10 protein-coding genes are annotated in these 12,722 nt (G+C 71.0%); 7 read left to right on the top strand and 3 right to left on the bottom strand.

Translation table 11 applies throughout. From position 1 onward, the window contains the following. Window positions 1-50 precede the first annotated feature (50 nt). A complete protein-coding gene (pta, locus tag ACFYRH_RS17055; RefSeq protein ID WP_387775132.1) occupies window positions 51-2,132 on the top strand; it encodes a phosphate acetyltransferase in 2,082 nt (693 codons plus the stop codon). Beyond that, complete coding sequence (locus ACFYRH_RS17050; RefSeq protein WP_387775129.1) at window positions 2,129-3,316, top strand: acetate/propionate family kinase; 1,188 nt, start codon at window positions 2,129-2,131, stop codon at window positions 3,314-3,316. The genes pta and ACFYRH_RS17050 overlap by 4 nt, the downstream gene beginning before the upstream one ends. Before the next feature lie 10 nt (window positions 3,317-3,326). Here ACFYRH_RS17050 and ACFYRH_RS17045 read toward each other — a convergent pair whose 3' ends face one another. Next, on the bottom strand, window positions 3,327-5,000 hold the full coding sequence (locus ACFYRH_RS17045; protein WP_387775126.1) for a SulP family inorganic anion transporter: 1,674 nt from the start codon (window positions 4,998-5,000) through the stop codon (window positions 3,327-3,329). A 483-nt stretch (window positions 5,001-5,483) separates the two neighbouring features. Between ACFYRH_RS17045 and ACFYRH_RS17040 the strand changes: the two genes are divergently transcribed. Continuing rightward, complete coding sequence (locus ACFYRH_RS17040; protein WP_387775123.1) at window positions 5,484-6,641, top strand: site-2 protease family protein; 1,158 nt, start codon at window positions 5,484-5,486, stop codon at window positions 6,639-6,641. Window positions 6,642-6,643: 2 nt separating this feature from the next. Here ACFYRH_RS17040 and ACFYRH_RS17035 read toward each other — a convergent pair whose 3' ends face one another. Further along, window positions 6,644-7,348: a CBS domain-containing protein gene (locus ACFYRH_RS17035; protein WP_387775120.1), complete on the bottom strand. Its 705-nt coding sequence runs from the start codon at window positions 7,346-7,348 to the stop codon at window positions 6,644-6,646. Between the two features lie 210 nt (window positions 7,349-7,558). Between ACFYRH_RS17035 and ACFYRH_RS17030 the strand changes: the two genes are divergently transcribed. The 4 genes from ACFYRH_RS17030 to ACFYRH_RS17015 all read left to right on the top strand — a co-directional run bounded on the left by ACFYRH_RS17030 (window position 7,559) and on the right by ACFYRH_RS17015 (window position 11,206). Next, window positions 7,559-8,017 carry a pyridoxamine 5'-phosphate oxidase family protein gene (locus ACFYRH_RS17030; protein ID WP_387775118.1) on the top strand — a complete coding sequence of 153 codons (459 nt, stop codon included), beginning with the start codon at window positions 7,559-7,561 and terminating at the stop codon, window positions 8,015-8,017. Between the two features lie 19 nt (window positions 8,018-8,036). After that, window positions 8,037-9,785: a GAF domain-containing protein gene (locus ACFYRH_RS17025; RefSeq protein ID WP_387775115.1), complete on the top strand. Its 1,749-nt coding sequence runs from the start codon at window positions 8,037-8,039 to the stop codon at window positions 9,783-9,785. A gap of 96 nt (window positions 9,786-9,881) precedes the next feature. Further along, window positions 9,882-10,853, top strand: coding sequence for an Acg family FMN-binding oxidoreductase (locus ACFYRH_RS17020; RefSeq protein ID WP_387775112.1), 972 nt, complete (start codon window positions 9,882-9,884; stop codon window positions 10,851-10,853). Continuing rightward, the gene (locus ACFYRH_RS17015; protein WP_387775109.1) at window positions 10,850-11,206 is read left to right on the top strand and encodes a hypothetical protein; all 357 of its coding nucleotides are present in this window, start codon (window positions 10,850-10,852) and stop codon (window positions 11,204-11,206) included. Before ACFYRH_RS17020 ends, ACFYRH_RS17015 begins: the two co-directional genes overlap by 4 nt. Before the next feature lie 3 nt (window positions 11,207-11,209). Here ACFYRH_RS17015 and ACFYRH_RS17010 read toward each other — a convergent pair whose 3' ends face one another. Further along, window positions 11,210-12,658, bottom strand: a complete 1,449-nt coding sequence (locus ACFYRH_RS17010; protein ID WP_387775315.1) for an acetate--CoA ligase family protein — start codon at window positions 12,656-12,658, stop codon at window positions 11,210-11,212. Window positions 12,659-12,722 lie beyond the last annotated feature (64 nt).

Here is a 12,722-nt window from a genome sequence, read left to right as displayed (position 1 = left end):
CCGGCCACCTGCGCACCCGGTCCCGGCGGCCGGTTCCGTAGGGTTCAGACATGGGAAGCAGCGTCTACGTCGCCTCGGTGGAGGGAACCACCGGGAAGTCGACGGTGGCTCTAGGGGTCCTCCATCAACTCTCTCGCCGGGTCGGTCGGGTCGCCGTCTTCCGGCCGATCGTCCGCGCGGACACGGCGACGCACGGCGGCCGGGACTACGTCCTCGACCTGCTGATCTCGCAGGACGCCGTGGTCTCGTCGTACGAGGACGGCGTCGGCGTCACGTACGACGAGGTCCACGAAGACCCTGACGCGGCGCTGGACACGATCGTGCAGCGGTACCACGCGGTGGCCGAGCAGGCCGATGCGGTGGTGATCGTCGGCAGCGACTACACCGATGTCGGGACGCCGACCGAGTTCTCCTTCAATGCCAAGATCGCGGCGAACCTCGGCGTACCCGTGCTGCTGGTGCTGAACGGCTTCGGCCGGACGCCGCACGACGTCCGCGCGCTCGCGGACATGGCCGTGGCGGAACTCGTCGCCAACCACGGATCCCTGTTCGCGGTGATCGCGAACCGGGTCGGCACCGGCGAAGGCAAGCCGCTGGTCGCCGCGCTCGACGGGATCGGCGCGCCGGCGTTCGCGATTCCCGAGGAGCCGGTGCTGAACCAGCCGCTCGTCGCGGACCTGATGGCACCGATCGACGGCCGCCTGGTCAGCGGTGACCCGCAACTGCTGACCCGCGAGGTCACCGGCCTGATGATCGCCGGGATGACGATGCCGAACGTCCTCGACCGGCTGTTCGACGGCGCCGCGGTCGTCACCGCGGGCGACCGGCCCGAGGTCGTACTGGGCGTACTGATGGCGCACGCCTCGCGGACCTTCCCGCAGATCGCGGCCATCGTGCTGAACGGCGGCTTCGAGCTGCCACCGCAGGTGCAGCGGCTGATCGAGGGCCTCGGCGCCACCCTGCCGATCATCGAGACGAGCCTCGGTACGCAGGCCACGTCGGCCAAGCTGACCGCCGTCCGTGGCCGTCTGACGAAGGACGCGCCGCGCAAGATCGACACCGCGCTCGCCTTGTTCGACCAGTACGTCGACGGGCAGGCGCTGCTCGATCAGCTCGCGCTGGCGCGCAGCAGCGCGGTGACGCCGCTGATGTTCGAGCACCAGTTGGTCGATCGTGCTGTGTCCGACCGTAGGCACATCGTGCTACCGGAGGGCGAGGAGGAGCGGATCCTGCGCGCGGCCGACGTACTGCTGCGGCGGGGTGTGGCCGACCTGACGCTGCTCGGCGACGCGACGACGATCAGCGCGAAGGCCGCGAGTCTCGGCGTGGACGTCGCCGCGGCCCGCGTCGTCCACCCGGAGAGCAGTGAGCTGACCGAGCAGTTCGCGGCCGAGTACCACCGGCTGCGGCAGCACCGTGGCGTCGACCTCGACCGTGCGCGTGAGCTGGTCCGTGACGTCTCGTACTTCGGCACGATGATGGTCCAGCTCGGACTCGCGGACGGGATGGTGTCGGGCGCCGTCCACACCACCGCGCACACGATCCGGCCGGCGCTCGAAGTGGTCAAGACGGTCCCCGACCTGTCCGTCGTCTCGTCGGTCTTCTTCATGTGCCTGCAGAACCAGGTGCTCGTGTACGGCGACTGCGCGGTGAACCCGGACCCGACCGCCGAGCAACTCGCCGACATCGCGATCTCGTCGGCGGCCACCGCGGTCGCCTTCGGCGTCGAGCCTCGGGTCGCGATGCTGTCCTACTCGACCGGCTCGTCCGGCACCGGCACCGACGTCGAAAAGGTGTCCAAGGCAACCACCATCGTCCGGGACCGCGCGCCGCGGCTCCCGGTCGAGGGACCGATCCAGTACGACGCCGCGATCGACGCCGCCGTGGCGCGGACGAAACTGCCCGGGTCCCCCGTCGCCGGCCGGGCCACCGTCTTCGTCTTCCCGGACCTGAACACCGGCAACAACACCTACAAGGCGGTCCAGCGGTCGGCGAACGCGGTCGCCGTCGGGCCGGTGCTGCAGGGTCTCCGCAAACCGGTCAACGACCTGTCCCGCGGCGCCACTGTCCGGGACATCGTCAACACGGTCGCCATCACCGCGATCCAGGCCCAGCAGGGAGAGACCCGATGACCGGCCACGTCCTGGTGATCAACGCCGGCTCGTCGTCGCTGAAGTACAGCCTGGTCGACGCCGCGTCCGGCGAGGCCGCGGCGACCGGGCTGGTGGAGCGGATCGGCGAGGACCAGAGCCACCACGTGCATCATGGGCCGGACGGCGACTTCGACGACGACCAGGCGGTGCCGAATCACGAGGCGGCACTGGAGGCGGCGGTGCGAGCCTTCGAGACGCACGGTCCGGCGCTTGGTGACCTGGACATCGTGGCGGTCGGGCATCGGGTGGTTCACGGTGGCTCGAAGTTCGCGGCTCCGGCCCTGATCGACGACGCCCTGGTCGCGGAGGTGACCGATCTGGTTCCGCTGGCGCCGCTGCACAACCCCGCCAACCTCGAGGGAATCAAGGTCGCGCGCAGGCTGCTCCCCGACCTGCCGCACGTCGCGGTGTTCGACACCGCGTTCCACCAGACGTTGCCGCCGTACGCGTACACCTACGCGGTGCCGTCGGAGTGGCTCGACGAGTACGGGATCCGGCGGTACGGGTTCCACGGGACGTCGCACGCGTTCGTGGCCGGAGAGGCCGCGCGGCTGCTCGATCGCGAGCCGGACGACCTCAACGTGATCGTCCTGCATCTCGGCAACGGATGCTCCGCGGCCGCCGTACGGCGAGGGCAGTCGGTCGACACGTCGATGGGTCTGACCCCGCTGGAGGGGCTCGTGATGGGGACCCGATCGGGTGATCTCGATCCGGCGATCCACGGGCACCTGGCGCGGGTCGCGGGACGCTCCGCCGAAGAGACCGACCAGGCGCTCAACTCGGAGTCCGGCCTGAAGGGGCTGACCGGAGCCAACGACTTCCGGGAGGTGTCGCGGCGTCGCGCGGCCGGCGATGAGCGTGCGCAGCTCGCGTTCGACATCTACTGCTACCGGTTGAAGAAGTACATCGGTGCGTACTACGCCGTCCTGGGGACTGTGGACGCGATCGTGTTCACCGCAGGGGTTGGGCAGCACTCGGCCGAGGTCCGTGCGGCAGCGCTCGACGGACTCGAAGGGCTCGGCATCCGGCTGGACCCCGAGCGGAATGCGCAGCGTGCGGATGGCGTCGTCTCGACGGCGGACAGCAAGGTCGCGGTGCTGGTGATCCCGACCAACGAGGAATGGGAGATCGCCCGGCAGGCCGTTGAAGTGACGCAGGACTAGTGTCAGGACACTAGGTCTCTTCGCGGGTCTCTTGGCGGAACGCTTCGACGGCGGTCGGGAGGGTGTAGAAAACCCGGTCGGCGCCGAGCCGGTCGATGAATCCGGCCGCTTCCAGGTCGTCGCGCAGGTCTTGTTTGACCCGGGCCAGGGCGAGCACGATGCCGCGGGCCTCGAGCTCCTTCCGGAGGGTGTCGAGGGCGTCCAGCGCGGTGATGTCGATCTCCACGTTCGCCTCGGTGTTCAGCAGCAGCCAGCGGACCGGCGTCGGCGCGTCGTCGACCGCCTTCAGCGCCCGGCGGTGGAAGTTCTCGGCGTTCGCGAAGAACAGCGGCGAGTCGTAGCGGTACACCACCAACCCCGGGACCGGACGGGCGTCCGGGTAGTCGTCGATGTCGTGCATGCCGGCGATCCCCGGGACGTAGCCGAGGATCCCGTCGTGCGGCCGGGCGACCCTCCGGAGTACGTCGAGCACGGACAGCCCGACAGCGACGAGGACCCCGTTCAGAACGTCGAGCGCGACCACGCCGATGGTCGTCGCCGCTGCCAGTACGAGCTCGCTGCGCCGGAACGACGCGATCCGGCGGAACTCGGCGAGATCGATCAGCCGCAGAGCGGCGTACACGACGAGGGCGCCGAGGGCCGGGATCGGGAAGGTCGCCAGGAGTGGCCCGGCGAAGAGAAGGGTGGCAACGATCGCCGCTGCGGCCACCAGCGAGTAGACCTGACTCTTCGCATTGGAGGCCTCGGCGAGGGCGGTCCGGCTGCCGCTGCTGCTGATCGGAAATCCCCGGAACAGACTCGCCGAGACGTTCGCGAGTCCGAGGACGAGCAGCTCGCGGCCCGCGTCGATGCGTTCCCCGGTGCGACCGGCGAACGCTCGAGCCGTGAGAACCGTGTCGGTGTACCCGACCAGGGCGACCCCGACCGCGGGCAGCGCGAGCAGACCGACATCGTGGACGGTGACAGCCGGCAGATGCGGCACCGGAAGCCCGCTCGGCACCGGGCCCACCACATCCACGCCCTTGGCACCCAGGTCCGCCACCCACGTCACGAAGGCGGCCAACGCGACCACGATCAGCGGCCCCGGCAGCCGCGGCGCCCAGCGCGCGAGTGCCAGCAGTAGCGCCAGCGCCGTCACCGACATCACCACCGGCGCGAAGTCCCACTGACCGATCAATCGCAGCGCCGAGACGACCTCGGCGGGTGGCGAGTCGCCCTCCACCGGCGCACCGGTCAGCCGGCCGAGCTGACCGGTCATCATGATGATCGCGATCCCGGTGAGATAGCCGACCAGCACCGGCTTCGACAGCAGATCCGCGAGGAACCCGAGACGTGCGGCCCAACCCACCACGCAGATCACACCGACCAAGAGCGCGAGTACGGCGGCCAACGCGGCGTACCGCACCGGGTCCCCGGCGGCGAGCGGGCCGATCGCGGCGGCGGTCAGCAAGGCGGTCGTCGACTCCGGGCCGAGGGACAGCAGGCGTGACGAGCCGAGCAGGAAGTACAGGACGAGCGGGCCCAGCGCGACCCACAAGCCGGTCACTGCCGGCAGACCGGCGAGTTGGGCGTAGGCCATCACCTGCGGGACGAAGTACGCCGCCACCGTCAGCCCGGCGAGCACGTCGAACCGCAACCAGCCGCGCTGGTACTGCCTGAGCGTCTCGACACCGGGAACGACCACCGGTCCCCCTTCCGAGACCGACTGTAACCGCGCGCTGCCCGAGGCGGCACGGAACACGCAGAAGCAGGTGCCGCGCAGCGAACGCTGCGCGGCACCTGCGGGCCGAGGCCAACACCCCTCTGTGGCCTCGACCTCCCGGGGGTGGCGCGCGACACCTGACCCCCCGGTCGTCGGGTCACCGGTCCCCTGATACCGGTTCCCGCACAACCCACAGTGCCCGAGCGGGCGCGGGCGACGGCAGGGCCAAAGGTCCCGAACCCGGTCTCGGCGCGTGGCCGTCGGGTTTCGGTCCGAAAGTCCCGCGATCTCGGGACCGAACGCCCTTCTGTCCGGCGCCGCCGCGAGGTCCACTGGTATCAGGGCGGAGGAAGCCTGGCACGCAGGTACGGAGAAGCGGACCCCAAGCCGCGCACCGTACAGCTCGTCCCGCTGCATCAGCGGCGGTGGACTTCCTCCGCTCCCCGGCGCCCAGCAGGAGGGCAGATGAAGCAGACCGTGAGGTTCGGCCGGATCTCGGGCGTGGAGGTCGGGGCCAACTGGTCGCTCATCGTGCTCGTCCTGCTGGTCGCCTACGGGCTGGCGACAGCCGTCCTGCCGGAGCTCGCGCCCGGACACCAGGCCGGCGTCTACTGGGTGATCGGCATCGTGGCCGGTCTCTTGATCGCCGGCTCGCTGCTGCTGCACGAACTCGCACATTCGGTGGTCGCACTACGGGCTGGGATACCCGTCCAGCGCATCACCCTGTGGATGCTAGGAGGGGTGTCCGTGCTCGGCGGCGAGCCGGCTTCGCCGCGGACCGCGTTCTGGGTGTCGGCGTCCGGGCCACTGACCAGTCTCGGGCTGGGGCTCGGATCCGGCGTGCTCGCGCTCTTGCTGAACATCGCCGGCGCGCCACAACTGCTGGCGGCCACCCTCGTGTGGCTCGGCGTGATGAACGTGTTCCTCGCGGTGTTCAACCTGCTGCCAGGTCTGCCGCTGGACGGCGGCCGGATCCTCCGCGCCGCGCTCTGGTGGCGCACGGGCGACCCGAACCAGGCCGCGCTCTCGGCCGGCCGGGCCGGCCGGGTGATCGGGGTCGTGATCGCGGCCATCGGGCTCGCCGAGTGGGTCACCGGCCGCTACACCGGCCTGTGGCTGGTGATGATCGGCTACCTGATCGTCACCTCGGTCGCTGCCGAGTCGCGGACCGCCCGGTTACGGATCGCGCTCGATTCGACGCCGGTCGCCGCCGCGATGTCGGTGCCGCCGCTGACGGCGTACGCCGCGATGCCGATCGACCGGTTCGCCGCGGACGTGATGACGCGGGCCCACGACGCCCGCGACGTGGTGTTCGCGGTGGTCGATCTCGACGCGCGCCCGACCGGCACGGTGTCGCTACGCCGACTGGCCAGGGTTCCTGTCGACCAGCGGGCCGGTCTCACGGTCGGGGCCGTCCAGCGACCGCTGAAGGACGTACCTGTCGGGCATCCTGAGGATCAGCTCGCTGATCTGGTCGTCCAGATGGGATCGGGCTCCGACGAACTGGCACTCGTCGTCGAGCGCGACGGCAGGCTGGTCGGCGTCGTGCATGGATACGACGTGACGCGTCTGGTGCAGCTCGCGGCGCTTCGACCGTCAGGTCAGCCGACGACGTCTGCCTGACCTCACGAGGGACGCCGGAACTCCGGCGAGGGCAGCGGATCCGGCTTGGCCGCGAGATCGTCGAACCCCCAGGTCAGCAGGTTGTCGACGCCGACGACACCGTCGACCGCGGCGGTCAGCTTCTCCGCGACCACGGCGGTACTGCGTTCGTCGACCTCACCGGACAGCGTCACGACACCGTCCTTGACGACGATCTCGATCTTCGCCGGGTCGGCCCAGAGCCCGCGCTCGATGATGTCGTGGCGGATCTGGTGCAGGATCCGGTCGTCCGGGGCGAGGAACGTCTTCAACAGGTCCGAGCGGGTGACGATCCCGGCCAGTCCGTCGTCGTCGCCGGTCACCACCAGCCGCGTGATGCCGTGCGCCGCCATCGCCCGGGCCGCTTCGGGAACGGTCGCGGTCTGCTCGATCGTCACCGCCGGCCGCGACATGAAGTCGCCGGCCAGCCGGCCTGCCGCGGCCGCCGAAGCGCGCCGCTGCCGTCGACGTGCCAGCCACGACCGCTTCGCCTGTTGCTGGAACTCCTCCTTACGGAGCAGGTCGGTCTCGGAAACCACCCCGGCGATGCCGCCCCGGCGGTCCAGCACCGGTACGGCGCTGATGTGCTGCCCCGCGAGCAACTCCACCACTTCCTTGTACGGCGCGTCCTCGGCCACCGTGACGACGTCACGGGTCATCACGTCCGACACGTGCAGCGAACTCGTCATCGCGACCGGCCTCCGATCCCTCCGGGTCTCACCTCCAGGCAACGCCTGGCCGGCCCGCCCGGGCAGGGCCGCGGGTCCCGGAAGCGCCGGTCCAAAAGTCCTTCCCGAGGCGCCCGCCGGTTGAGGACTTTCGGCCCTGGCTCCAACCCGCCACCACCACCAGGGTTGAACCGTGGCCGCCCCGGCCCCACGGTGCGTGGAGGATGTTCGATGACAATGCCCCAGCAGTTCGACCGCTCCCGGCTCGAGATCCTCGGTCCGGCGGAGTGCCTCCACCTGCTCGGATCCGTGCCGCTCGGCCGGCTGGTGTACACCTACGCCGGGCTCCCCGCGGTCCGGCTGGTCAACTTCGTCGTCGACGACGACACGATCGTGTTCAGCACCGGACCGGGTGACAAGTTCCGGGCCGCCGAGCGCGGCGACGTCGTCGCCTTCGAGGCCGACAGCGTCAATTCCGAGCGGCACACCGGCTGGACCGTGACCGCGATCGGGCACCTGTCGGTCGTCACCCGCGACGAGGCCGACGCGTTGCGCCGCAACCTGCCGCTGCATTCCTGGATGCCGATGGACGAACCGCGTCTCATCCGGCTGGGTGTCGAATCGGTGCAGGGCCGTCGCCTGGTGCCCTGGGGGCAGCGGCCCAGATTCGGGAGTTCCCACACGGTGTGAGCGTACGTACGCTGGTTGGGTGGTCGATGGCTCACGGGGAGGACGCGGGAGCTGGGACGAGGGGGCGCTGGAGTACGCCGGGTTGTCCCGGGTGCGCCTCGATGCCCTGCTCCAGGAGCTGCTCGGCCGGGTCGACGAGATCATGGAGCACCAGGACCGGCTGCGCGCCCTGCTCGACGCGGTCGTCGGCATCGGCGCGGATCTCGACCTGAACAGCACCCTGGACCGCATCGTCACCGCGGCCTGCGAGCTCGCCGGAGCGCGCTACGGAGCGCTCGGCGTCGTCGGCCCGGACGGCAAGCGGCTCGTCCGGTTCATCACCTACGGCGTCGACGACGAAGAGATCGCCGCGATCGGGCCCTACCCGGAGGGACACGGCATCCTCGGCCTGCTGATCGAGCACCCGGAACCGATCCGGCTGCACGATCTCGCCGAGCACCCACGGTCCTACGGCTTCCCGAGCAACCACCCGCCGATGAAGAGCTTCCTCGGCGTCCCGATCCGGACCCGCGAGCACGTCTACGGCAACCTGTACCTCACCGAGAAGACCGGCGACGCCGACTTCACCGAGGACGACGAACGCACGGTCACCGCACTGGCCGCCGCGGCCGGTGTGGTGATCGACAACGCCCGCCTGTACGCCGACACCGAGCAGCGCCGCCGCTGGCACGAGATCACCGCGGAGATCACCCAGCTGATGCTCGGCGAGTTCGACGCCGACCAGGCGCTGCAGCTGATCGCGCAGCGCTCCCGCGAGGTCTCCGGTGCGCATGTCGCCGCGGTTCTGCTGGTCGACGCCGACGAGCTGGTCGTCCGCGCCGTCGACGGTCCCGCCGCGTTCACGAAGTACCTCGGGCGGCGCATTCCCGCCGATCTGCCGGTGCTGGGCCGGGTCACTTCCGGGACCAGCGAGCAGGTCGTGATCGAGGATCTCGCGCAGTTGCTGAAGGACTCGGGTGGGGGGACCGAGTTCCCCGAGGGCGCGGCCCTGGCGCGTACGACGCTGGCGCCGTTGCCGTCCGGCAGCACGCGTACCGGCGGCGTGCTCGTGGTCGCGGCCGAACAGGGCGCCAGCACGCGGGTCGCCGAAGGTGCCGACCTGGTCCGGATGTTCGCCGGCCAGGCGACCCTGGCTCTCGAACGCGCCCAGGCACAGCTGGATCGCGACATGCTCGCCGTCCTCGAGGACCGCGACCGGATCGCCCGCGACCTGCACGACCTCGTCATCCAGAGGCTGTTCGCGACCGGGCTCCAGCTCCAGGGCATGCATCGGCTGGTCCGGCCCGAGCACCGCGATCGCCTCAGCCGCGCGGTCGACGACATCGACACGACCATCCACGACCTGCGGGCCGCGATCTTCGAGCTCCAGCAGCCATCCGACACCAGCTCGCTACGCGCCGACCTCCAGAGCCTGGTCGCGGAGTACGCCGGACCGCTCGGCTTCCGCCCGCGGCTGGTGATCAGCGGCCCGATCGACACCGTGGTGCCGGCGGCCGTCCGCCCGCAGATCCTCGCCGCCGTCCGCGAGTCGCTGTCGAACATCGTCCGGCACGCCCAGGCGTCGGCGGCGACGGTCGAGATCGGGGTCGACGGGGACGAGGTCGTCGCCCGGATCTCCGACAACGGGATCGGCATCAACCAGCGCAGCCGCAACAGCGGGCTGCGCAACCTGGCCGAACGCGCCGAGTCACTCGGCGGCGCCGTGGACGTGACGGACAACGAGCCGAACGGCACCGTGGTCGAGCTCCGCGCGCCGCTCGACGACTGACGGCCGAACGGCCTCCCCGATCGGGACTCTTGCCTCCACCGCCGCGACCTCGCACCGGCGACGCTGGAAACGGAGAACCAGTGGGAGGAGCATCCCGTGTCCGATCAACTCCCCGCCCAGGTCGTCGAGGACCTGCTCACGGCGGCCGTCGCCGCGCCGAGCATGCACAACACCCAGCCGTGGCGCTTCGAGATCGAGGACCACGTGGTCGACATCTACCTGGACGGATCCCGGTCCCTGCCGGCCGAGGACCCGACAGGCCGGGCGATGCGGATCGCCGCCGGCGCCGCCACCTTCAACCTGCGGTGCGCGGCCGAGAGCCTCGGGTACGGCGCCTGGTTCGGGCTGGCCCCGTATCCGGAGGAACCCGATCTGCTGGCCCGGATCGTGCTCGAACCCACCGCGGCCCGCAACGGCGAGCTCTGCGATCTCGCCGAGTACATCCCGCACCGCCATACCGACCGGAATCCGTCTGACACGACCCCGCTCGACGAGACCGTCCGGGTGGCGTTGATGCGCGCCGCGTACGCCGAGGGCGCCGAGCTCACGTGGCTCGGCAGGGACGGGGTCCGTACGGTGCTCGACCTGGTGCTCGACACCGATCTGCGCGAGATCGGCGATTGGCACCGGCGAGCCGAACGGGCTCGCTGGGTCGGCGGTGACCGGGCCGCTGACGGCGTACCCAGCTCGGCCCTCGGGCCGCGGTCGGTCAGCTACCCGGCGATCGTGCGGGACCTGGCCACCAGGCCGACCGACCGGAGCCGGGCGGAACGGAAGTTCGAGGAACATCCGGACATCGCCGTGCTGTCGACCGCCTTCGACGAGCCGAGCGACCAGGTGACGGCCGGGGCGGCGCTGGAGCGGGTGCTGCTGACGGCGACCCGGGCCGGGGTGAGCGCGTCGTTCCTCAACCAGCCGCTGGAGTTCGACGACCTGCGGCCGCGGGTCCAGCTCCTCACCGGGCGGCCCGGGCACGCCGACATGATCATCCGCTTCGGCCACAGCCGGCCGCACAGCGGTGCCGCGCGCCGGCCGCTCGCCGAGTTCCAGGCAAAGGAGCAGTCATGACCACGTTGCGCCAGGAGATCGAGCGCTGGGAGGCCGATCTCGCGGTCATCGCCGACACCAGCCTGGCCGACAACTGGTTCCTGGAGGAGCGCCGGCTGGCAGAGGCGCAGCACACGATCGTCGCGTTCCGCGGCCGGATCCTGCCGATGATCACCGCTGAGCAGCCGCACGACTCGATCGTCGCCGACGAGATCGAGCATCTGGTCGACGCGCTCGAGGACCTGCGCAACGACCTGTTCCGGACCGTCCACCCGGCCGAGTCGCACCGCGAGATCGCCGAGTCGGTCGCCGCGCTGCGTGCGCTCAGCCGGGTGGCGCTCCGGTTCGAGCGGACCTACGAGAGCGCTTCCTGAGGATCACACGTCGACGCTGCGGAGATGACGCCCGTACCAGTCGGGCTCAGGCTCCGCGGGGGCGAGCCGGATCCGGGTATCCACGGCGAAAGCCCCGGACGGACCCGCGATCAACGGGTTGATGTCGAGTTCGGCGAGCTCGGGTACCTGACCGGCCAGCCACGCGATCCGGTGCACGACGTCGAGTACCGCCTCCTGGTCGGCGGCGCGTGCGCCGCGGTAGCCGGCCAGCAGCAGCGCACAGCGCAACGAGTGGATCATCTCGCGGGCGTCCAGATCCGTCAGCGGCAGGCCGCGCCACTGCCGATCGGCGAGTACGTCGGTCAGTACACCACCGCTCCCCGCCATCACGAGCGGCCCGAAGCGCTGGTCCCGCACCACGCCGATGACCAGCTCGGTCCCCTCCGGCGCCATCGCCTGGACGAGCACCTGTGGATCCCGCACTGCCCGAGTGATCTCGTCGTACGCGACCCCGATCTGTGCGGAGTTGGTCAGCCCGACGCGCACGCCGCCGACGTCGGTCTTGTGCAGTACGCCGGGTGCGCCCGTCTTCACCGCGACCGGATACCCGGCCGCCTCGGCAGCCGCGATCGCCTCCGATCGGGTCAACGCCGACACGACCGGGATCACCGGCACGCCCGCGCAGTGCAGCAGCAGACTCGCCTGCCGCGGATCCAGCCACCCGCCGTCCGGCATTCGCTGGAAATGACGCTGCACGACCGCCCGTGCCCCGACCGTGTCGACCCGCGCCAGCTCCGGTACGGCGCCCTGCGGCCGCGCCCGCCACTCGGCGTACCGCACGGCCTGCGCGAGCGCGCGGACAGCGCTCTCGGGGAACGGGAACACCGGCAAGCGCCGGCCGTCCGCGAGAGCGATCTCGGGTGCAGCGTTGGCGGCGCCAACGCAGTTCACGACAAGTGGGTGCACCGCCTCGTTGCCGGCCGCGGCGATCGCGGCGTAGATCTCGTCGATCTTGCCGGCCCGGGTCGCGGCGTAGTTCACCACGATGCTGTCGACCTCTGCACTCGCCTTCAGCACCTGCAGGGCCTTCGTGAGCGACGCCGGCGACGCGGCCGCTCCGAGATCGACCGGGTTCGCAGTTCCCACCGCTCCGACCGCCGCAAGCCGTTCCTGAACGGCAGGACTCAGTTCCGGCAGCTCCAGCCCGAGTCGACCGGCCGCGTCCGCTGCGAGAATCCCCGCCCCACCGGCATTACCGACGACAGCGAGCCGACGGCCATGCGGCAGCGGCGGTACGGCGAGCACGCGGGCGGTGTCCACCAGTTCCTCGACCGTGTCCATCCGCAGGACGCCGGACTGTGCGAACAGCGCGTCGACCGCGGTCTCCGGGGTGGCGGCCGCCGCGGTGTGCGAGGCACCGGCGCGGGGGGCGCCGGCCCCGCGGCCCCCCCCGGTGAAACCCCCCCCCCCCCCGGGGGTGGGGCAGCCCAAGCAGGCGGCGGTGGTTGAAAGGGCGGTTGTGAGCGACCCCGGCGGGGCGGGGTACGGGGGGGCG

Source organism: Kribbella sp. NPDC004875 (genome assembly GCF_042873375.1).
Lineage (GTDB): Bacteria > Actinomycetota > Actinomycetes > Propionibacteriales > Kribbellaceae > Kribbella.
This window is presented reverse-complemented; position numbering and strand designations above follow the sequence as displayed.

Bases quoted from the DNA above. Each gene is read 5' to 3' on its own strand.
- ACFYRH_RS17040 (WP_387775123.1), top strand. From the start codon at position 5,484: ATGAAGCAGACCGTGAGGTTCGGCCGGATCTCGGGCGTGGAGGTCGGG.
- pta (WP_387775132.1), top strand. From the start codon at position 51: ATGGGAAGCAGCGTCTACGTCGCCTCGGTGGAGGGAACCACCGGGAAG.
- ACFYRH_RS17015 (WP_387775109.1), top strand. From the start codon at position 10,850: ATGACCACGTTGCGCCAGGAGATCGAGCGCTGGGAGGCCGATCTCGCG.
- ACFYRH_RS17035 (WP_387775120.1), bottom strand. From the start codon at position 7,348: ATGACGAGTTCGCTGCACGTGTCGGACGTGATGACCCGTGACGTCGTC.
- ACFYRH_RS17050 (WP_387775129.1), top strand. From the start codon at position 2,129: ATGACCGGCCACGTCCTGGTGATCAACGCCGGCTCGTCGTCGCTGAAG.
- ACFYRH_RS17030 (WP_387775118.1), top strand. From the start codon at position 7,559: ATGACAATGCCCCAGCAGTTCGACCGCTCCCGGCTCGAGATCCTCGGT.